21 protein-coding genes and 2 pseudogenes are annotated in these 22,397 nt (G+C 33.7%); 15 read left to right on the top strand and 8 right to left on the bottom strand.

Annotated features, from left to right (window positions below; translation table 11 throughout):
• Window positions 1–22 precede the first annotated feature (22 nt).
• Window positions 23–268, bottom strand: a complete 246-nt coding sequence (locus AC0L5U_RS17370) for a T9SS type A sorting domain-containing protein (protein ID WP_473418326.1) — start codon at window positions 266–268, stop codon at window positions 23–25.
• Window positions 268–681, bottom strand: coding sequence for a carboxypeptidase-like regulatory domain-containing protein (locus tag AC0L5U_RS17365; RefSeq protein WP_473417708.1), 414 nt, complete (start codon window positions 679–681; stop codon window positions 268–270). The genes AC0L5U_RS17370 and AC0L5U_RS17365 overlap by 1 nt, the downstream gene beginning before the upstream one ends.
• 189 nt (window positions 682–870) lie before the next feature.
• Between AC0L5U_RS17365 and AC0L5U_RS17360 the strand changes: the two genes are divergently transcribed.
• Complete coding sequence (locus tag AC0L5U_RS17360; protein ID WP_473417707.1) at window positions 871–1,320, top strand: hypothetical protein; 450 nt, start codon at window positions 871–873, stop codon at window positions 1,318–1,320.
• 104 nt (window positions 1,321–1,424) lie between these two features.
• Here the strand turns inward: AC0L5U_RS17360 and AC0L5U_RS17355 are convergent, their stop codons facing one another.
• From AC0L5U_RS17355 to AC0L5U_RS17340, 4 genes and pseudogenes are all read right to left on the bottom strand, one after another.
• Window positions 1,425–2,507, bottom strand: a complete 1,083-nt coding sequence (locus AC0L5U_RS17355) for a chorismate mutase (RefSeq protein WP_473417706.1) — start codon at window positions 2,505–2,507, stop codon at window positions 1,425–1,427.
• A gap of 250 nt (window positions 2,508–2,757) precedes the next feature.
• A pseudogene (locus AC0L5U_RS17350) lies at window positions 2,758–3,608 on the bottom strand (prephenate dehydrogenase).
• Between the two features lies 1 nt (window position 3,609).
• Entirely contained in the window at window positions 3,610–4,755 is a 1,146-nt protein-coding gene (locus AC0L5U_RS17345) for a pyridoxal phosphate-dependent aminotransferase (protein WP_473417705.1), read from the bottom strand.
• Window positions 4,752–5,579, bottom strand: coding sequence for a prephenate dehydratase (locus tag AC0L5U_RS17340; RefSeq protein WP_473417704.1), 828 nt, complete (start codon window positions 5,577–5,579; stop codon window positions 4,752–4,754). The genes AC0L5U_RS17345 and AC0L5U_RS17340 overlap by 4 nt, the downstream gene beginning before the upstream one ends.
• 283 nt (window positions 5,580–5,862) lie before the next feature.
• Between AC0L5U_RS17340 and gldA the strand changes: the two genes are divergently transcribed.
• Complete coding sequence (gene gldA / locus AC0L5U_RS17335) at window positions 5,863–6,756, top strand: gliding motility-associated ABC transporter ATP-binding subunit GldA (protein ID WP_473417703.1); 894 nt, start codon at window positions 5,863–5,865, stop codon at window positions 6,754–6,756.
• 17 nt (window positions 6,757–6,773) lie between these two features.
• On the opposite strand, the gene AC0L5U_RS17330 is transcribed toward gldA, so the two are convergent.
• A complete protein-coding gene (locus tag AC0L5U_RS17330) occupies window positions 6,774–7,544 on the bottom strand; it encodes an IclR family transcriptional regulator (RefSeq protein WP_473417702.1) in 771 nt (256 codons plus the stop codon).
• A gap of 110 nt (window positions 7,545–7,654) precedes the next feature.
• Between AC0L5U_RS17330 and AC0L5U_RS17325 the strand changes: the two genes are divergently transcribed.
• The 12 genes from AC0L5U_RS17325 to AC0L5U_RS17270 all read left to right on the top strand — a co-directional run bounded on the left by AC0L5U_RS17325 (window position 7,655) and on the right by AC0L5U_RS17270 (window position 18,703).
• Complete coding sequence (locus tag AC0L5U_RS17325; RefSeq protein ID WP_473417701.1) at window positions 7,655–8,440, top strand: L-rhamnose/proton symporter RhaT; 786 nt, start codon at window positions 7,655–7,657, stop codon at window positions 8,438–8,440.
• A gap of 8 nt (window positions 8,441–8,448) precedes the next feature.
• Window positions 8,449–8,721, top strand: a complete 273-nt coding sequence (locus AC0L5U_RS17320) for an L-rhamnose/proton symporter RhaT (RefSeq protein ID WP_473417700.1) — start codon at window positions 8,449–8,451, stop codon at window positions 8,719–8,721.
• Window positions 8,722–8,744: 23 nt separating this feature from the next.
• A complete protein-coding gene (locus AC0L5U_RS17315; protein ID WP_473417699.1) occupies window positions 8,745–8,996 on the top strand; it encodes a hypothetical protein in 252 nt (83 codons plus the stop codon).
• On the top strand, window positions 8,977–9,897 hold the full coding sequence (locus AC0L5U_RS17310; RefSeq protein WP_473417698.1) for a carbohydrate ABC transporter substrate-binding protein: 921 nt from the start codon (window positions 8,977–8,979) through the stop codon (window positions 9,895–9,897). The genes AC0L5U_RS17315 and AC0L5U_RS17310 overlap by 20 nt, the downstream gene beginning before the upstream one ends.
• Before the next feature lie 5 nt (window positions 9,898–9,902).
• Window positions 9,903–11,045 carry a CaiB/BaiF CoA transferase family protein gene (locus AC0L5U_RS17305; protein WP_473417697.1) on the top strand — a complete coding sequence of 381 codons (1,143 nt, stop codon included), beginning with the start codon at window positions 9,903–9,905 and terminating at the stop codon, window positions 11,043–11,045.
• A gap of 6 nt (window positions 11,046–11,051) precedes the next feature.
• On the top strand, window positions 11,052–12,194 hold the full coding sequence (locus tag AC0L5U_RS17300) for a CaiB/BaiF CoA transferase family protein (RefSeq protein WP_473417696.1): 1,143 nt from the start codon (window positions 11,052–11,054) through the stop codon (window positions 12,192–12,194).
• Complete coding sequence (locus tag AC0L5U_RS17295; RefSeq protein ID WP_473417695.1) at window positions 12,195–13,322, top strand: ABC transporter substrate-binding protein; 1,128 nt, start codon at window positions 12,195–12,197, stop codon at window positions 13,320–13,322.
• A gap of 109 nt (window positions 13,323–13,431) precedes the next feature.
• Window positions 13,432–14,502, top strand: a complete 1,071-nt coding sequence (locus AC0L5U_RS17290) for a Gfo/Idh/MocA family protein (RefSeq protein WP_473417694.1) — start codon at window positions 13,432–13,434, stop codon at window positions 14,500–14,502.
• Window positions 14,503–14,555: 53 nt separating this feature from the next.
• Window positions 14,556–15,323 (top strand): enoyl-CoA hydratase/isomerase family protein, encoded by a 768-nt coding sequence (locus AC0L5U_RS17285; RefSeq protein WP_473417693.1) that lies wholly within the window; start codon window positions 14,556–14,558, stop codon window positions 15,321–15,323.
• Window positions 15,324–15,341: 18 nt separating this feature from the next.
• Complete coding sequence (locus AC0L5U_RS17280; RefSeq protein WP_473417692.1) at window positions 15,342–16,799, top strand: aldehyde dehydrogenase family protein; 1,458 nt, start codon at window positions 15,342–15,344, stop codon at window positions 16,797–16,799.
• A 9-nt stretch (window positions 16,800–16,808) separates the two neighbouring features.
• A complete protein-coding gene (locus tag AC0L5U_RS17275) occupies window positions 16,809–17,255 on the top strand; it encodes a MaoC family dehydratase (protein WP_473417691.1) in 447 nt (148 codons plus the stop codon).
• Window positions 17,256–17,275: 20 nt separating this feature from the next.
• Window positions 17,276–18,703 carry an alpha-L-fucosidase gene (locus AC0L5U_RS17270; RefSeq protein ID WP_473417690.1) on the top strand — a complete coding sequence of 476 codons (1,428 nt, stop codon included), beginning with the start codon at window positions 17,276–17,278 and terminating at the stop codon, window positions 18,701–18,703.
• Window positions 18,704–19,033: 330 nt separating this feature from the next.
• Here AC0L5U_RS17270 and AC0L5U_RS17265 read toward each other — a convergent pair whose 3' ends face one another.
• Complete coding sequence (locus AC0L5U_RS17265; protein ID WP_473417689.1) at window positions 19,034–20,089, bottom strand: lactonase family protein; 1,056 nt, start codon at window positions 20,087–20,089, stop codon at window positions 19,034–19,036.
• Between the two features lie 216 nt (window positions 20,090–20,305).
• On the opposite strand from AC0L5U_RS17265, the pseudogene pta reads away from it, so the two are divergent.
• Window positions 20,306–22,397 (top strand): annotated as a pseudogene (gene pta, locus AC0L5U_RS17260) (phosphate acetyltransferase).

Genomic DNA, 22,397 nt, shown 5'->3' with positions numbered 1-22,397 from the left:
ACAATTTTTAAATTGATTTACACTATTGAATAATTGCTTTTTTAGCAGCTAATACTTTTCCGTCTACTATGATATTTACAATGTAAAGTCCAGATTTAAAAGAACTTAAATCTACATCTAAACGTTTACTTTTTGGTTGAGATGAAAAGTTTTTAACTAATTGACCAGACATATTTGAAACCTGTATGTCTATAGTTTTATAATCTTTAATTAATTTCAATTGAAAACGTCCTGTTTTTGATGGGTTTGGATAAAGCTTTTCTGTAATTAAATCTGATTTGAAATTTTTAATACTATCATCTTTTGAAATAGTATAACAATTAGTTGTAAATCTACAACAAACTGTTTTACAAAAGTTTTTGTAGAAGTACCATATCCTACAACAAACACCTCATCCAAAGAGACATTCCCTCCCAAAACAATTGATAAATCCTTCTTATTCCGAACTGCAATTTCTTTTGAAGTATATCCTACATAAGATATCAAAAGCGTATCTGTTGGTTTTACTTTAATTTTAAAATTGCCATCAATATCTGAAATCGTTCCAATTTTCGAATTCTTAATAACAATATTAGCTCCAGATAGCACTCCAATTTCATCTAAAACAGCGCCTTTAATATTAGCTTGTGAAAAAGTTATAAATGGAATTAATACTAAAAAAAGTGTAGTTACTAGTTTCATAATTTCTATTTTTTGGTTTATACTTCAAACCTAGTTGAAAACAGAAATACATAAAACTTTAAATGAGGGAATGCAACCTTTTGATAAGTGAACTGTCTATAATAAAAAAACAGAGCTTTTTTAAACACTTTAAAGTAAGAGTATTTTTATATTAGCTCTTTAATCTTATAATTTTCAAAAATCAACAACATGAAAAAATTAGTATTAGTATTAGCAATTGCTGCATTTAGTTTTATTGAAACTAGTGCTCAAGTAGAATTTAAAGTAGTGACAAGTGTAGAATCTATTGTACCTAGTGGATTAGGGCGTTCTAGAATTATTAGTGCAAACGACACTAAAGATTACAAAGAATACACAACTACACAAACCGAAGAAGATAATACTCGAAATAAATCTAAGCGTGGAGATATTAGAGTTAAAGGTTTTGATGAAACTAAACTTTTAAACTTCTTCAATATTGGTGGTATTCGTTTTCAAAATATTGCAGCAAATGATGCACTAATTGAATCTAAAATCAATACCATGATTGAAGAAGGCTGGGAACTAGCTTTTGTAACAAGTGCAGTAGAAAGTGCTGGAAAAGGAGATAACCAAGGTATATTCATTACTAGATACCTTTTCAAAAGAAATAAAAAATAAGTTACTGAAATAATTCCGAAAGTTTTCGGGACAGTAAGACAAATTAAAACAAAAAATGCCTCGCAAAAGCAAGGCATTTTTTTATCACTTATAAATAGAATAAACTATCCATTAATAATTTTCTCTTGGTGGTTAATCGATTCTTGATGAACCGCTTTAAACATTCTTAAGATAAACTCTTCACTTAAACCGTGTTGCTCACCTTCTAAAACCATTTTTCCAAGGATTTCATTCCAACGTTTAGATTGTAAAACAGCAACATTCTTTTGCTTTTTAAGTTTCCCAATCCCATCAGAAGTTTTCATACGTTGCCCTAATAACTCCAAAATTTGATTATCAACAACATCAATCTGAGCTCTCAAGTTATTTAAAGCACTATTGTATTCTGCTTCAGCATTAGTTTCTTTTCTTATTTTCAAATCCTTCATAATTTGAACTAAAGTCGATGGTGTAACCTGCTGCGCAGCATCACTCCAAGCATTATCAGGATCGTAATGTGTTTCAATCATCAACCCATCAAAATTCAAATCTAAAGCGTTTTGAGACACATCAAAAATCATTTCTCTATTACCAGTAATATGCGACGGATCGTTAATTAAAGGAATATCAGGGAACTTATTTTGAAACTCAATAGCCAATTGCCATTCTGGAATATTTCTATATTTCGTTTTTTGGTAGGTAGAAAACCCTCTATGAATAGCCCCAATATTTTTAACACCAGAACTATAAATACGTTCAATACCACCTAACCATAACGATAAATCAGGGTTCACAGGGTTTTTAACCAATACAGGTTTATCAGTACCACCCAAAGCATCAGCAATCTCTTGCATAATAAAAGGCGATACTGTAGAACGCGCACCAATCCACAATAAATCAATATCATGCTCTAAAGCTAATTTTACATGAGCTGCATTTGCAACCTCTGTACACACCTTCATTCCAGTTTCTTCTTTAACCTTTTGCAACCATTTTAAGCCCAATGCTCCAACACCTTCAAAATTCCCCGGACGTGTTCTTGGTTTCCAAATACCAGCTCTAAAATAACTTACATCAGTATCTTTCAATTCATGAGCAATTTTCAAAACCTGCTCCTCAGTTTCTGCGCTACACGGACCTGCTATTACTAACGGATGATCTAAATTCAAATCATCTAACCAGGTTCTCATTTTTTTTGTGTTTTCCATTTTTACTTAATATTTAGCCGCTAAGCCATTCTGTTTTCTAATTATTTTTTTACTCTTTATTCTCTTTTTTTGGGCGTTACCACAAGGGTCGGGCTGTGGGCTTTCCTCTGTAATCCCTAACGCGGGCATATCTGCCATTGTTCAACTGTTACTAATTTATTTCTCATCTTCTATCAACCCTACTTTTAGTTTATTTGTTTAACTGTACTTTCCGATTAAACAGTTCAACAAATAAACAAATCCACAACCGCTAAATTATTCCATTCAATATATCTTTAATATGGTTGGTGTTTTTCATCTCATCAAAGATCGCCTCAAAGTTATCATCTTTCATCAAATCTTTAAAATGAGATAAGTTATTTATATACTCTTCTAAGGTTTCAATAACATTAGTTTTATTCTGTTTAAAAATTGGCGTCCACATTTCTGGCGAACTTTTAGCCAAACGCACCGTAGATGCAAATCCACTTCCTGCCATATCAAAAATATCGCGCTCGTTTTTCTCCTTTTCAATTACCGTTTTACCTAGCATAAACGCACTAATATGTGACAAATGAGATACATAAGCAATATGCTTATCATGGTCCACAGGATTCATATATCTAATACGCATTCCAATATCTGTAAATAATTTTAAAGCTTTTTCTTGAAGCTTAAACGTTGTTTTTTCAACCTCACAAACAATGTTAGTTTTACCTTTAAACAACCCTTCAATAGCAGCCGTTGGTCCAGAATGTTCTGTACCAGCAATAGGGTGCATTGCTAAAAAGTTTCTTCGCTTCGGATGGTTTTCAACTACCTTACAAATATCCTCTTTGGTGGAACCCGCATCAACTACCAATCCCGTATCAGATATTTTATCCAAAATGGTAGGCAATAATTTAACCGTAGCATCTACAGGAATAGAAATAATTACCAAATCAGCATGCACAATATCATCAAGAGTGGCTTTTTTTCAATTAAACCTAACTCCAAAGCGGTATCAAGAGTTGTCTCTTTTCTACTTATGCCATGAATAACCACATCTGGATTATGCTTTTTGATATCAATGGCAAGACTACCTCCTATTAAACCGACTCCTATGGCGTATATGTTTTTCATCTTACTTTACTCTTGCTATAGCTTCCTCTAAAATTTCTGTTGATGCACATAAAGAAAACCTAATATAACCTTCTCCTTGAGTTCCAAAAATGGTTCCTGGTGTAATGAATATATGGTTGTTCTTCAATACTAAATCTATAAACTCTTCAGATTTTAAATATGGTGGTAACTTCGCCCATACAAACATACCTGTTGCGTTTTCATCATAGGTACAGTTTAATGCTTCGGCTAATTTCCAAACTAATTCCCGACGTTTTCTGTACACACTATTCAAGGTTACAAACCACATTTCCGAACATTTTAAAGCTTCAATAGCACCTTTCTGAATGCCATAAAACATTCCAGAATCCATATTACTCTTCACTTTTAAAACATTACTAATATGCTCGCTATTTCCTAAAAGCATACCAACACGCCATCCTGCCATGTTAAAAGTTTTACTCAATGAGTTTAACTCTAAACATACATCTTTTGCACCTTCAACACTTAAAATACTTTTTGGGTTATCATTCAATACAAAACTATACGGATTATCGTTTACAATTAAAATATTGTTTCGTCTTGCAAAAGTCACTAAATCTTCAAAAACAGTTTCTGTTGGTTTTGCTCCCGTTGGCATATGCGGATAATTTACCCACATTAACTTTACCTTACTTAAATCTTTTTGTTCTAAGGCCTTAATATTTGGCATCCAGTTATTTGAAGCATCCAAATCATATAAAACACCCTTTGCTCCTACCAATTTTGTTACGGATTGGTATGTTGGATAGCCAGGATTTGGAATTAAAACTTCATCACCTTCATTTAAATATGCCATTGAAATATGCATAATACCTTCCTTACTGCCCATTAAAGGCAATATTTCATTGGCAGCATTTACATTGACAGAAAAATGCGTACTGTAAAAACTAGATATCGCTTCTCTTAATTCTGGCAAACCTTGGTAACTCTGATATTTGTGAGCTGTAGTATCAACCAAACTATCTTTAATGGCATCAACAACACGTTGTGGCGGCATTAAATCTGGGCTTCCAATACCTAAATTAATAATAGGTTTACCACTTGCAATAAGTAGTCCAACCTCTCTTAGTTTTTTAGAGAAATAATATTCTTCTACGGTATGTAATCGGTTCGCTACGGCTATCATAACTTGGCATTTTTATATTCTCCTAAAACCTTAAATTCTTCGCTCATAATATCTATGACAGAGGTTGCTTTTTTGAAATCTTCAAAATCTTCAAAAGTTACATCAACAAAAAAGGCATATTTCCAAGGTGTTTTTATAATTGGTAACGACTGTATTTTGGTTAAATTCAATTTACAATCGCTCATCACATTCAAAATAGTGGCTAAACTTCCACGCTTATGATCAGCCACAAACTTAATTGATGCTTTATTTATTTCGTGTTCTGGCACTTCAGAATTTGTACGTTTTACTATTGCAAAACGTGTTTCGTTATTTTTAATAGTTTGAATACTATGTGCCAAAACTTCCAATTCAAAAATATCTGCTGCCATTACACTTGCAATTGCACCAATGTTTTTAAGCTGGTTTTTCTGAATACGTTCTGCTACCTCTGCAGTATCTTTATCTTCTACCAACTTAATATGTGGGTACTGTCTAAAAAACGCTTTACATTGTAACAATGCCATAGGGTGCGAATACACTTCTTTTATATCATCAATACTCTGATTAGGTAACGCCATTAAATTATGCTGAATATCTAAATAATGTTCGCCTACAACATGAAGGTTATGATCATCTATCAATGCATAATTAGGAATTATAGAACCCGCAATAGAATTCTCTAACGCCATAATTGCTGCATCACATTCTTTTGAGAGTAGTGAATCTACAACGCGATCAAAAGTCATACACTCAATGATATCGACAGGATTATTAAAAAACTCCCGAGATACTATATGGTGGAAAGACCCTTTGGCTCCTTGTATGGCTACAGTTTTAATCATATAAAAAAAGTCTCGATTTTCATCGAGACTTGCATTTAAAATATATTGTTATAATTTATACACACAACGTCTCGATTTCTTTACTAAAAAAGAAATAAAAAAAGTTAAAATATGTATAATATGTTGTCGTTCTCATAATTACGGTGGCTAAAGTAATTAATATTTTAAGAAATCAAAATACAATAAAAGATTTTTTTAGAGTTTATTAAAAGTTTTAAAGATTTTATACCAAAATTTAGATTACGTTACATAATCACTATTTTTGACAAAACAATTTCACAATATGTCTATTGAAGTCAACAACATTTCAAAACTTTACGGTAATCAGAAAGCCCTCAACAACATTTCATTCAATGTTGAGCAGCCAGAAATTGTTGGTTTTTTAGGACCTAATGGCGCTGGAAAATCTACTATGATGAAGATTTTAACAACCTACATCAAGCCTTCATCTGGAGAAACAAAGGTTAACGGTTACGATTCTGACCAACTTCAAGGTATTCAAAAAAGTGTGGGTTATTTACCAGAACATAACCCTTTGTACTTAGACATGTACATAAAGGAATATTTAAGTTTTAATGCTGGAATCTATAAAGTTGAAACCTCTAGAATTAATGAAGTTGTTGAATTAACTGGATTAACTCCCGAGATTCATAAAAAAATCGGACAACTCTCAAAAGGATATCGTCAACGTGTTGGTTTAGCAACGGCTTTATTACACGACCCAGAAGTGTTAATTTTAGACGAACCTACTACTGGTTTAGATCCAAATCAACTAATAGATATTAGAAACCTCATTAAATCTATTGGAAAAACTAAAACCGTTTTTCTATCTACACATATTATGCAAGAGGTAGAAGCCATGTGTGATCGTGTTATTATTATTAATAAAGGAGAAATTGTTGCCGACAAAAAATTAAAAGAATTAAGAAACGAAAAAGAACAAGTTGTAATTGTAGAATTTGATTATCGGATTGAAGATGCCTTTTTACTAAAACTACCAAAGGTTACGAAAGTGGTAAATACTTATGATTTTGTTTATGAGATTACATTTAGAACTGCTGAAGACATGCGCTCTTATGTATTCGATTTTGCACATGACAATCAATTGAAAATTTTACAATTGAATCAGAAAAATGTGAGTTTGGAGAGTTTGTTTAGAGATTTAACCACTAAATAATTTTTTACAACAAACTACTACCCAACAATAAATTGATTAATATCCTTTTGAGCAGTTTTTAAAGATTTTAAAATAAAATCCATATTTATTTCTTTTTCTAAGCTTGAAGAAAATACTGAAATTGCCAAAACACCAGTTAAATCTGAATTAGAAAATCCAACCGGAACAGCAATATCGGTAATTCCACTAGTAAGTTTACTTTTAGCAAACCGAAACCCTTGTTGTTCTGCGTCTTTAATTTCATCCAAAAACACCATCTTTTCTGCTTCATTCCATGTTTTAAAATGCGCATCTCTCGATAAAATATCAGTTCTTCTCTCTTCTTTTAACATAGACAAAAGAGTTATCCCAGATGTTGTTTTTGATAACGGGAAATGTGTTCCCTCCTCAATAGACAATGAAACAGCACTAGGGCTTCGCTCTTGAGAAATCACTAAAAGCTGGTCATTATTCATAATACTTAAATGACAGGATTGTCTTGTCTCTTCCGATAATATTTGCATAGGATATCTAGCCACACGCTTTAACTCATCAAAAGGCGTATGGGTATGAGACAAACTATACATTTTAAGTGACAGTCTATATTTTCCAGCACTAACTCCTCGTAAAACATAACCACGCTCCTCTAAACAAACTAACATTCTGTAAATTTCACTTGGTGTTCTATTTATGCCTTGTGCAATCTCTACTTGAGATAAAGGCACACCTTCTTTAGATAAATACTCAAGTATATCTAATCCCTTATCAAGTGCCGGTGCATTATATTTCATCTTTTGAGTCTCTGCCATTTTCAATCAATTATGACAAATCTAATAAAAATGAATTATTTCTTTTAAATTTCATATATAAAATATACTTTTGTATATAAATTATTTAACATCAACTAAACAAACCACGTATGGCAAATCCAATTCTCGGCACACTAATTCACGCTGTTGGAGGAGTTGCGGCTTCAACCTGCTATGTCCCTTTTCAAAAAGTAAAAAAATGGTCTTGGGACTCTTATTGGATTGTTCAAGCCTCTTTTGCTTGGTTTATATTTCCATTTTTAATCGGATTTCTTACAGTACCAAACCTTATGGATGTGTTCTCAGAAGCATCCTCAGAAGTTTTAATCAATGCCACATTACTGGGTGCCGTATATGGCTTTGGAGGCATGTGCTTTGGCTTCGCCATTAAACATATTGGCTACTCTTTAACATATACTATCTCTATTGGTATTTCTGCTATTTTAGGAACCATTGTTCCTTTAATAATGCACGATGAGTTTTCTGAAAAATTATATGGCGCTGGTGGTTATACTATTTTCTTCGGCATGTTTATGGCTTTAATAGGTATCATTATTTGTGGTGTTGCGGGCTACAGAAAAGAAAAGGATTTAAAAAACAATAATGCAAATGATGGAGAGCCACTAACCTTTAACATGAAAAAAGGGTTAACGCTTACCTTAATCGCAGGTGTTTTATCTGCTGTTTTCGGAATTTCTTTAGAAGTTGGTGCTCCAGTAGCTGAAATTGCAAGCGAATACGGCGCAGGAAACTTTGAAGGTAATGCCAACCTCATCCTTTCAACAGGTGGTGCATTCATTACCAACTTTATATGGTTTACCATTGCTGGATTAAAAAACGGTACTTTAAAAGAATTAGTTGATGTAAAAGGTGTTGGCAAAAAAATTTCATATTAAATTTTGTGATGTCCATATTAAGTGGTGCCTTATGGTATGGTCAATTTTTCTTTTATGGCATTGCACATGTGCAAATGGGCGCATACAAGTTTGCCAGTTGGGTCCTACACATGTCTATGCTTATATTCTTTAGCTACATTGTTGGTATCATTATGAAAGAATGGAAACTAGTATCAAAGCGCACCAACACCACCTTAATTATAGCACTTTTAATATTGGTTATATCCTTTGTAATTATGGCATATGGTAGCTGGTTAGGAAGCGAAACAACAAGTCATTAATAATATTGAGTTAAATTATAAAAATGATTACAAAACACGTACAATTAAAAGGAATTACTTGGAATCATAGTAGAGGATTTACATCTATGGTTGCTACAGCACAACGTTTTTCTGAATTAAACCCAAATGTTGATATTACTTGGGAAAAACGCTCGCTTCAAGCCTTTGCTGATGAGCCAATAAATGAATTAGCAAAACGTTACGATTTATTAATTATAGATCATCCTTTGGGCTGGATTTGCGGGAAAAAACAATGTGATTTTACCTTTAGATGAATATCTTCCGAAGGAATTCATGAAAGATTTGGAAGAAAACTCCGTGGGTCGCTCTCACGAAAGCTATTCATCTAATGGACACCAATGGGCATTAGCAGTTGATGCGGCAACTCCTGTAGCTGCTAGCAGACCTGATATTTTAAGAGACAAAGGATTAAAATTACCTAAAACTTATGATGATTTGTTAGCTCTTGCTAAACAAGGTTTGGTTATTATGCCTGGGATTCCTCAAGATACATTAATGAATTTTTATATGATGTGTTGTAATTTAGGTGAAAAGGTTTGTACTTCTGATGAGCACGTTGTTAGTGAACAAATAGGAGTTAAAGCTTTGCAATTATTAAGAGCTTTAGCTGTTGAAATGGATTCGCAAATTTTTGATTGGAATCCAATTCAGATTTATGAAGCTATGACACAAACTGACAAATACGTTTATTGCCCATGGGCTTATGGCTACACCAACTACAGCAGAAAAGGATACGCTCGGAAACTGTTGTATTTTCATGATATGATAGAAATTAATGGCGTTGGTGCAATTTCCACTTTGGGAGGAACAGGTTTAGCGGTTTCAGCAGAAACAAAAGAAATAGAAACGGTTATGAAGTATGTGGAATATGTAGGTTCGGAAGCTTGTCAAAAAACAGTTTTTTTTGATAATGGCGGACAACCAGGACATAGAAAAGCTTGGACAGACGAGCATACCAATAGTTTAACTGCTAATTTTTTCAAAAACACATTACCAGGTTTAGACCGTGCATTTTTACGTCCGCGTTACAACGGACACATGTATTTTCAAGACAGAGCTGGAGCGCCAATTAGAAACTATTTAATGCATGGTGGCGATGAGAAAACGTTGCTAGACAAATTAAATGTTTTATATAAAAAATCACTAGATATTTAATTAGAATGAAACCATTAGAAGGCATTTTAGTTCTTGAGTTTGCACAATTTATGGCTGGTCCCTCAGCTGGATTAAAATTGGCAGATTTAGGAGCAAGAGTTATAAAAATAGAACGTCCAAATACTGGTGAAGCAGGACGACAAATAGCACTTAAAAATCTATTTCTAGACGGAAGTAGTTTGGTATTTCATACCGTAAATAGAAATAAAGATTCTTACGCTGCAAACCTAAAAGACCCTGAAGATTTAGAGCGTGTAAAAAAGCTGATTGCACAAGCCGATGTAATGACACATAACTTCCGACCTGGAGTTATGGAAAAAATTGGTTTAGATTATACCACAACACAACATATAAATCCAAAATTAGTTTACGCTACAGTTACAGGTTATGGCACTAAAGGTCCATGGGCAAAAAAACCAGGGCAAGATTTACTAATTCAAGCCATGTCTGGCTTTACAAATTTAACTGGAAATCGTGATGACGCCCCTACACCCATTGGTGCTGCGGTTTCAGATATTATTACAGGTACACATTTAGCACAAGGTATTTTAGCAAGCTTGGTTAGGCGTGCTAAAACAAATAAAGGAGCTTTGGTTGAAGTGAGTCTTTTAGAATCTACTCTAGATCTACAGTTCGAAGTAATCACCACCTATCTTAATGATGGAAACCACCCCCTAAAACGTGCTAAAAAAGGTGCTGCAAATCCATATTTGGGTGCACCTTATGGCGTTTACCAAACTAAAGACAGCTATATTTCAATAGCGATGGGCTCCTTATTAAAACTTGGCAAAATTATGGATTGTCTAGAAATCCAAAACTATCAAGATGAAAAAACATGGTTTACAAAACGTGATGAAATCATGGATATTTTAAGAGACAAAATCATCACAAAATCAAGCAATGAATGGTTACAAATTTTAAGACCAGAAGGTATTTGGTGCTCAAATGTATTTGATTACGAAAAACTACTCAAACATGATGCATATCAAGTTCTTAAAATAGATCAAAAACTACCTTTACTTTCAGGTGAAGAAGTACATACTTTAAGATGCCCTATCAGAATGAATAACGAACGTATTTTTTCTAATAAACCTGCTCCAAGAGTTGGTCAGCATACCGAAGACATTATTAAAGAATTCAATCTATAATTTGACATGAAACCATTACAAGACCTTTTAGTTATAGATTTAAGTCAGTTTTTATCAGCACCATCAGCTACTTTAAGACTAGCAGATTTAGGTGCAAGAGTTATAAAAGTAGAACGCCCTGAAATTGGTGATATTTGTAGACAACTCTATGTTTCAAATGTGAATTTAAATGGAGAATCTTCCATATTTAGAGCTATAAATAGAAACAAAGAAAGTTTTCAAGCAGATTTAAAAAATGACAGAGATAAACAACGTGTTTTAAAACTTATTGAAAAAGCCGATGTTTTGGTACATAATTTCAGACCAGGCGTTATCGAGCGTTTAGGTTTTGATTATGAGACCATAAAAGCCATCAATCCAAATATTATTTACGGTAGTATTACTGGTTATGGAGAAGAAGGGCCTTGGCGCACAAAACCTGGTCAAGATTTGTTAGCGCAATCTCTATCTGGCGTTACGTGGTTAAGCGGTATTGAAGGTAGCGGGCCTACACCTATTGGTTTAGCATTAGTAGATATTTTATCTGGTGCGCATTTGACTCAAGGTATATTGGCTGCTCTAGTTAAACTTTCAAAAACAGGAGAAGGCAGTAAAGTATCAGTAAATATGCTAGAATCTATTTTAGATTTTCAGTTTGAATCCATAACCACATTTTATCATGATGGTGGACAACCAACAGTTAGACCAAAAAACAATAGTGCCCACGCTTATTTAGGAGCACCATATGGCATTTATAAAACTAAGAACGGGTATTTAGTTTTGGCTATGGGATCAATTCCTTTTCTTGGAGAACTATTAGGATGTGAACCTCTAAAAGCATACACAGAAATTCCTTCTTGGTTTACGAAAAGAGATGAAATAAAAAAGGTTTTAGCTAATCATTTAATTACGGATACTTCTGAAAAATGGTTATCCATTTTAGAACCTGCCGACATTTGGTGTGCTAAAGTTATGGATTGGAAAACTCTGTTTTCAGAAGAAGGTTTTAAAGTGCTAGATATGATTCAAAAAGTTACAATGAGTGATGGGTTTGAATACAAAACTACGCGTTGCCCAATTAAAATTGATGGCAAGTATCTAACCTCACCAATTGGTTCTCCTAAACTTGGTGAAAACACAGAATCTATTGTAAAAGAACTGATTGATTAAATGGCACAGCATAAATTCAGAATAGCAGTTAGAAAATTTGACGCCTTTGAAAGCGCTATTGCTGAAATATGGGATTTATTTTGTAAAAAAACAGGCTGCAAACTAGAACTTGAAGCCATTCCTTTAGACCTACATCCTTTGTACGATACAATTCTTAAAGAAAAAGGCTTATCAAATGGAAACTGGGATGTTTCACTAATTAATACAGATTGGATTACTGAGGCTTACACTACAAATGCTATTGAAGATTTAACACCTTACATTAAAAACAACCCACCTCAAGGTTTTCCAGATGGATGGTCTCGCTCATTGTTATACAAGCAGGAATTTGACAATAAAACAGTAGGTCTTCCTTTTCATGATGGGCCAGAATGCTTAATTTATAGAAAAGATTTATTTGATTCAATGGAAGAAAAAATAAATTTTTATGCTGAACATGGAAAAGAACTTAAAATCCCAGAAACTTGGGATGATTTAATACAGGTTGCAGAATTTTTCAACAGACCAAATGACAATCTCTATGGAACAACATTTGCTGCTTATCCTGATGGACACAATACTGTTTTCGATTTCTGCTTACAACTTTGGACTCGCAATGGGGAACTTTTTGATGACAACAAAAACATCAAATTAAATTCTGAAGAAGCCATGGAAGGCATGACCTTTTATCGTAAGGCGCTAAAAAACAATAATGCTATACATCCAGATTCACGCGATTTCGATTCGGTAAAATCAGGAATAGCATTCGCTAATGGCGAACTTGCAATGATGGTTAATTGGTTTGGTTTTGCTTCTATGTGTGAATTTATAAAAGATTCTAAAGTAAAAGGGAAAGTAGATATCACAAATATCCCTGCTGGCCCAAATGGAGAAGGCTCCTCATTAAATGCCTACTGGATGTACGTTATTGGTAGCGGAAGCCAACACAAAGATTTGGCTTACGAATTCATCAAATTCGCAGTAAATGAAGCGAATGACAAATTGCTAACCCTTAAAGGTGCTATTGGTTGCCGAAAATCTACATGGCATGACACCGATGTCAATAAAGAAGTTCCTTATTATCACAAATTAGAAGAATTACACAAAGAACACGATCGCTTCCCAGAAAAAGCAATTGGTCTGAAATAGCCGATATTATAGATGCATTAGTACTAAAAGTCATTAATACTTCAGAAAAAATTAAGACTATATTAGATGATGCTCAAAAAGAAACACATCGCATTGAAAACATATAATTATGGAGTTAATTTATAAACCAGAATTACCCAAAGAAAATCGCCCCATTTATATTATTGGAGCTGGTGGTATAGTACGAGATGCACATTTACCAGCATATAAAAATGCAGGCTTTACTGTTGAAGGCATTACTAATAGGACCAAACAACGCGCTACAGATTTAGCTAAAAGTTATAACATTCCAAATGTTTACGATAATCTAGAAGATATGGTTGCAGATGCACCAGAAAATGCAGTTTTCGACTTAACATTAATGCCAAATCAGTTTATTTCTACTTTAGAAGTATTGCCCGATGAAGCTGCCGTATTAATTCAAAAACCAATGGGTGATAATTATAAGCAAACCTTGGAGATTTTAGAAGTTTGCAGACGTAAAAAACTAAAAGCCTCAATTAACTGTCAGATGCGTTTTGCACCCTATGTTATGGCTGCTAAAAATTTAATTAAACAAGGGCATATTGGTGAGCTTTATGATTTTGAAATACGCCTAACCACATACACACCTTGGGAATATTTCCCTAATGTAGTTAATCATCCACGTTTAGAAATCCAGCAGCACAGTATTCACTATATAGATTTAATTCGTTCATTTTTAGGAAACCCTAAAAAAGTATATTCAAAAACATTGAAGAATCCTGAAAAATCAATGTCATCCACTAGAACAACAACTATAATGGATTATAGTGATTCCATGAGAGCAATTATCAATACCAATCACGACCATAATTTTGGAGATAAAAATCAAGAAAGCTTTGTGAAATGGGAAGGCACTAAAGGGGCAATTAAAGCTAGAATCGGTTTACTTTTAGATTATCCTAACGGAAAACCAGACTTATTTCAATATTGCATTGTTGAGGAAGGCAAATCTCATGAATGGGTAGAAGTTGAACTTGAAGGCTCATGGTTTCCAGATGCTTTTGTAGGCACTATGGCTTCGTTAATGCGCTATGTTGAAGGCTCAACAAACGAACTACCAACTAGCGTTGAAGATGTAGTACACTCTATGGCAATTGTTGAAGCGGCTTATGATTCAAATGACAATGGAGGGGTTACTCCTATTTATGATATATAAAACATAACGACACTTAATTAATATCTATTTTTAAATAAGTTAAAAAATAAACTATGCCATTTCATTATAGTCAAATTAACAGATTAGGCATCATAACTATTGATAAAGCACCCGCTAATAGTTATGACATTCACTTTTTCAACGCATTCATTACACTCTTAAAAGACATTAAAAAGGATGATAGCATTTCGGTTATACTAATTCAAAGTGCAATCCCAAAATTTTTCTGTGCTGGTGCCGACATAAAAGTGTTTAATAAAAACACTCCTGAACAAAATAAAGAAATGGTGGTAATGGCTAATAAAGTTGCGAACAAAATAGCCAAAAGCCCCAAAATAATTGTGGCTTTTTTAAATGGTCATACACTTGGTGGTGGTTTGGAACTTGCTATGGCATGCGATATTAGAATCGCTTCTAATAAAAAGTTTTTATTAGGCCTCCCTGAAGTTAACTTAGGATTAATGCCTGGAAATGGTGGTATTCCAAAATTGGTGCAACTTATTGGCAGCTCTAGAGCTTTAGAATTATTAGTATCTGGAGACACAATTTCTTCTGAAGACGCTCATAATTTTGGACTCATCACCAAATTATTCTCAGAAAAAGACGCTGAAGAAAAGGCTTTAGAATATGCTAAAAACCTATCCAATGGTCCAAAAAAAGCAATGGCTGCCATTAAAAAAACGATTAGAAAAGGTGTTGGTATGTCTTTAAAAGACTTCTTAGATTTAGAAAGAAGAAACGTGAATAAATTATATGACACTTTTGATGCTAAAGAAGGGTTTCAAGCATTTTTAGAGAAACGCAAACCCAACTTTGAATAACATTTTAACAGCTAAACTATGAAGGACACAAACATAAAACACTATTCGTGCTACATCAATGGAGAATGGTTGGATGATAATACTAGAGATATTATAGAGGTAGAAAATCCAGCAGATAATGAGGTATTTGCAACAGTAACTGCCTGTACCAAAGACGATGTACAACATGCTTTAGAAACTTCAGAAAAAGCACAAAAATCTTGGAGTTTGACACCTGCAAATACTAGGGCTCAATATATCTATGAAATTGCAAACAAACTAAAATCTGAACGTGAGCATTTTGCAAAACTTCTAGTTATGGAACAAGGCAAAACGTATCCAGAGGCGCTAGGTGAAGTAGACGATACTGTTACTTACATGACTTATTCTGCCGAAGGTGCACGTAGAATTCAAGGTGCCATATTTCCAGCAGAAACTGCTAATAAAAGATTATCTATTTACAAAGTGCCTTATGGTGTCACGGTTGGTTTATGCGCTTTTAATTACCCACTAGCTTTAATTGGCAGAAAAGTTGGGCCAGCGCTAGCTACAGGAAATACTATGATTATTAAGCCTCATGAGTTAACGCCTATTACAGCCTCAGAATTTTGTCGCTTAGTTGATGAATCTAGTATTCCTAAAGGTGTAATAAATATGGTGTCTACAAAAACTGCAGACGCCGCATCATTGTTAGTTGAAAGTCCTATAACCAAATTAATTTCTTTAACAGGAAGCACTAGAGCGGGTAGAGCTATGTATCGTGCAGCTGCTGAAAATATTACAGGTTTAATTTTAGAATTAGGAGGAAAAGCACCTTTTATTGTTTGTAAAGATGCCGATATAGATAAAGCTGTTGAAGCTGCAGTAATTTCAAGATATGCTAATTGCGGACAAGTGTGTATTTGTAATGAAATGGTGTTTGTAGATGAAAAAGTTGCAGATGAATTCACCGAAAAAGTAATAAAAAGAACCCAACAAATTAAAGTAGGAGATCCTTTTGACACTTCAGTAAATATGGGGCCTAATGTTAGTAAATTAGGTTTAAATCGTGTTGATGACCTCGTAAAACAAAATATTGAGCAAGGTGCAGAAGTACTATTAGGAGGTGGTAGACCAGATGGTGCTTATTTTGAAAAAGGTAATTGGTACAAACCTACTATTTTAGGAAATGTAAAAGGTAATGATGCCACAATTAGTCAAGAATTATTTGCACCAGTAATGCCTATTGTAAAGGTTGATGGTTTTGAAGAAGCTGTAGCACTTGCAAATGATAGAGAGGAAGGCTTATCGGCTTATTTATATTCAAACGATTATAAAATTCACCAAAAAGCTATAGACTCTATGGAAGTAGGTACTATTTTCATAAACCAAATGATTATTGGTAATATTCAAGGCTATCATTCGGGACATAAAACCTCTGGAACAGCAGGTGAAGATGGTGTTTACGGATTAGACCATTATCTACAAAAAAGAACGATTTATTTAAACTACGAATAATTTTACGACATGCATATAAAATCCCAATTTTACGAAGATTACAAACTAGGTCATAAAAGAGAGACCTTAGGGCGAACCATTACCGAAACCGATTTTGTGGTTCATGCAGGACATACAGGTGATTATTTCCCACATCATATGGACGCTGAATGGTGTACTTCACAGCCATTTAAGCAGCGCATTGCTCATGGTACATTAACATTTGCTGTTGGTATTGGCATGACAGCTACTGAAATAAATCCAGAAGCTTTTTCAAAGGGATATGACCGATTACGTTTTATTAAACCCGTACATATAGGTGACACCATTAGGGTAGTTGTTACTATTTCAGAGAAAAAAGAATACAAACGCCCCGAACTAGGTCATATCAACGAACATGTTGAAATCTTCAACCAAAAAGATGAATTGGTTTTAGTATGTGATCACATTTTATTAGCCAAGAAAAAGAACATATAGAAAACAACTAAACCTAAAAAATGAGAATATTAATATCATTACTTCTTATTTCAATTTTGTTAGCATGTAATGACAAAACTAAAAAACAAGAAGGCAAAAAAGATTCAGAAAAAACTTCAATTACTTATGAAGCTGATTGGGAATCTTTAAAGAAACACGAAACACCAGAATGGTTTTTAGATGCTAAATTTGGCATCTATTGCCATTGGGGACCTTACTCTGTTCCTGAATTCGAAAACGAATGGTATGCACGCTGGATGTATGTAAATGCCGATAATCCAGAAGCTAAAAACGGTAAACCAAACAAGTTTTATGAGCATCATGTAAAAACGTATGGCCCTTTAAATGAATTTGGGTATAAAGATTTCATTCCCATGTTTACCGCTGAAAAATTTGATGCAGCAGAATGGGCAGATTTATTTCAAAGATCTGGTGCTAAATTTGCAGGACCAGTTTCTGAACATGCCGATGGATTCGCCATGTGGGATAGTGATTTAACTGAGTGGGATGCGAAAGACATGGGCCCCAAACGAGATATCATGGGAGAACTATCCAAAGAAATCCGTAAAAGAGACATGAAATTTATTGCTACCTATCACCGCCAATGGTTATTTGGATGGTATCCAACTTGGGATAAGACTACTGATGCTTCTGACCCAAAATACGCAGGTTTATATGGACCAAAACTCAAAAAAGGTGACAATCAAATGCCTAAAAGTAAGCATGAGATAGATCAAGGACTTAATCGTTATTATCCAGTTGCAGATAAATCTTTTAATGATGAATGGCTAAACAGGTTAAAAGAAATTATTGACAAATACGACCCAGACTTAGTTTGGTTTGACAACAAAATGGATGTTGTTAGTGAAGCTCACAGAAAAGGGTTTTTACAATATTATTACAATGAAGCAGAAAAGAAGAACCAAGAAGTAGTATCTACTTACAAATTCTACGATTTTGCTGAAGGAACAGCTGTTTATGATTTAGAACGCGCTAGAATGAGTGAAAAGAAAGATTTTCCTTGGTTAACAGATGACTCTATCGATTGGAAATCATGGAGCCATATTAGTAATCCTGACTATAAATCTACTAACCGTTTAATTGATTTTTTAGTTGATGTTGTGAGTAAAAATGGCGCAGTACTATTAAATATTACTCCTAGAGTTGATGGCACAATCCCTGAACCTGTAAAAGAACGTCTCTTAGAAATGGGACAATGGTTAAAAGTTAACGGAGAAGCTATTTATGGCACACGTACTTTTGATATTTATGGTGAAGGTGACGCAAAGGTTGTGGAAGGCCATTTAAGCGAGCGAGAAAATGCCGACAATACGTCTAAAGACATTCGATTTACAACAAAAGGAGAAACTCTTTTCGCTATAGCTTTAGATTGGCCAGAAGACAACAAATTGATTATTAAATCCTTAAAAAAGGAAACCTCTTTTTAAATAAAGACATAAAATCAATTGACTTTTTAGGAGGTCAAAAAAACTTAAAATTTAAAGTTAAAGAAGATGGTCTTCATATTCAACTTCCAGAGAAAGTAGGAGCCCATGCTTTTGCGTTTAAAATTAGCATCAACTAAACTTTAAACTAAGCAATGTTGATTTCAGCTTCTCCCTTATCATTTAATGGACAAGCTTATTTTATTCAAACTAGTGTTTGATTAAGCATAATATTAGCAAATATACCCGCGTTAGGGATTGAGGGATTTGTTGAAGCTCCCCGACGTAGGAGGGAGCGACTCCGAAAGCCCGACCCCTTTTCGGGGTAACGCCCTAATTAAAACATACGCAAACTGGTGATGTAATGGTTTTATTTCTGCTTTTTTCTTCTAACTTTCCGTTTGAATTAATAGCATAACTTACGACTTCGTTAGAATCTTGTAGGCAAGCTATTAGCCAATTACCGTCAGGAGTAATATTAAATTCCCTTAATGTTTTGCCATTTGTTTTTTGACTGTCTAACACTAGCAATTCATCATCAGATATTTCGAAAATAGTAATGGCATCAATTGTTCTATTGCCAACATATAAAAACTTTCCGTTGGGATGAATTCTAATGGCTGAACCACTTGGCAATTCTTTAAAGGTTTCTGGTAGCGAGTTATATAGTTTTTTAAAATGAAACTTTTCGCCTTTTAGTTTTAAAACCGCAACATTCCCTGTTAATTCATTCATAACATATGCTAAATCACCTTTTTTATTAAACACAATATGGCGCGGACCATTGCCTTCTGGAATGGTAATATCATGTTCTGGTTTTGGAGTTAGAATATCTTTTTCAAAATTGTAAGCTTTAATAGTATCGATGCCCAAATCTGGTACAAAAACAGACTTATTATTAGGATGGATAACTGCCTGATGTGCATGTGGCGCTTCTTGTCTATTTTTATTTATACTGCTTCCTGAATGTTTAAAATTATAATTGTTTTTGAGAATTTCTCCATTATCATTTAAAGGAAACGACAGCAAGTTTCCGGAACCATAACAGGCGATAAGCAAACTTTTGTTATGTAAATTAATGTGACATGGCAAACTTCCATCAACTGCTTTCCTATTTAGAAACTGTAGCTTTCCTTTAGCCTTCACTTTAAACGCACTAACTCTTGGATGGTTTTGTGTTTCCAACTCAGATATGGCATAAAGCATCGATGAATTAGATATAAGATACGCTGAATTTTCAACTTTATACGTTTTAATAGTTTCAATTTTTCCTGTGATTAAATCCATCATTACTGAATAGATACCTTCACCAGAACCCCCGAAATCTTCTGTTAGCATTTCAGTATAACTTCCTATAAAAAAGAATTGTTTACTATTTCTAAAACTCATTATTATTCCAAATTATCAATCGTATAAATTTAGTAAAAACTATATCAAAATTCATCTTTATAACCAATACTATATTATCTTAGATTGCATGATAAAAATCATATTCACAACAATTATAAGACACTAATTTTGTTACGAATTATGTAAATATCTACTAGATAGTTTCTCTTAAGAATATCGGAAAAGTTATCTTTGTAAGACTTCAAAAACAATACAATGAGCAAAGGAATATATGTAGCAACCATTGAACCTAATAGCGGTAAATCTGTTGTAGTTTTAGGTTTAATGCGCATGCTTCTCGGTAAAATAGCTAAAGTAGGCTACTTTAGACCTATTATTGAAGACACCAAAGAAGGGGAAACTGATAACCATATAAATACCGTGGTATCGTATTTTGAAATTGATATCAATTATAAAAAAACCTTTGCATTCACAAGAAGTCAAGTTCTTGATTTATACAATAAAGGTAAATCTGGCGATGTTATTGACGAAATAATTAAGAAATATAAATACCTAGAAGAACGTTTTGACTTCGTTTTAGTTGAAGGCACCGATTTTTCGCATGAAAACTCAAGTTTAGAGCTAGACATCAATCTTTTAATTTCTAAAAATTTAGGTATACCTGCTATAATCGTTTCTCAAGGTGATAAAAAATCTTTAACTGAGATTGTTGATAATGTTCAGTTAGCACATGATACGTTTAAAGAAGAAGTAGATGTGCTTTCTATAATGACCAACAAAATTAATCCAGATGATGTTTCAACTTTAAAATCACTTTTAAAAACTAGAATAAATAACGGTACAGATATTACCGTAATTCCTAAAATTAAAAGCTTAGCTAGTCCAACTATCAAAGAAATCACAAAAAAACTGGATGGAAATATCCTTTTTGGCAAGGATATGATTAACAACCAATCTGAAAATTTTAGTGTAGGTGCAATGCAATTACGCAACTACCTAACTCACTTAAAAGAAAATGCTCTAGTTATTACTCCTGGAGATAGAGCAGATATTATTTTGGGAGCATTACAAGCAAACATATCAAAAAACTACCCGAAAATAGCTGGTATTATTTTAACTGGTGGGTTAATTCCTGAAGATTCTATTTTAAAATTAATTGAAGGACTTTCTAGTGTTGTTCCTATTATTAGTGTTAAAAAAGGCACTTTTGCTGTGACTAATGAAATTGGTAAAATTAGATCTAGAATATATGCTGAAAATGTTGAAAAAATTGAAACTTCAATAGCTACATTTGAAAAACACGTAGCTACTGAAAAAGCTTTCTGAAGACTTAATAACCTTTCAATCAGGTATTTTTACACCTAGAATGTTTCAGTATAACTTACTACAACGTGCCTTAAAAGACAAAAAACATATTGTGCTTCCAGAGGGATATGATGAACGCGTATTACGTGCTACAGCAAGATTAATTGATGCACATGTAGTTGATTTAACTTTAATTGGTGAAAAGGAAAAAATACAAGAACGCTTGATAAAGTATGATATTCCTTTAAACATTAATAACATCAATATCGTTTCTCCTCAAAAATCACCACATTTTAAAGATTATGTAGAAACATTTTATGAGCTCAGAAAACATAAAAACATTAATTTAGATATGGCCAAAGATGCCATGTCTGATGTTTCATATTTTGCAACTATGATGATTTATAAAGGTCATGCTGACGGTATGGTTTCTGGAGCTGTACATACTACCGCTCATACGTTACGCCCTGCCCTACAATTTATTAAAACAAAGCCTGGAGTAAATATTGTCTCTTCTGTATTCTTTATGTGTTTAGAAGATCGTGTTTCTATATTTGGCGATTGTGCCATTAATCCTAACCCAAATGCTGAACAATTAGCAGAAATAGCTATTTCATCAGCAAAAACAGCGCAAGATTTTGGTGTTGAACCTAAAGTAGCGATGTTATCTTATTCTTCTGGTGCATCAGGAAAAGGTGAAGATGTAGAGCGTGTTAGAAAAGCTACCGAAATTGCAAAAGCTAAGGCACCTAATTTGAAAATTGAAGGCCCTATACAATATGATGCTGCTGTTGATATGCGCATTGGAAAAAGTAAATTACCAGATTCTGAAGTTGCAGGACAAGCTAGTGTTTTAATTTTCCCTGATTTAAATACGGGGAACAACACTTACAAAGCGGTGCAACGTGAAACTGGCGCATTGGCAATTGGCCCGATGCTTCAAGGGCTTAACAAACCTGTTAACGATTTAAGCAGAGGCTGTACTGCTGATGATATTTACAGTACCGTAATTATAACCGCCATTCAAGCTCAAGATATTTAA

Source organism: Jejuia sp. G7-7, from assembly GCF_055808955.1.
This window is presented reverse-complemented; position numbering and strand designations above follow the sequence as displayed.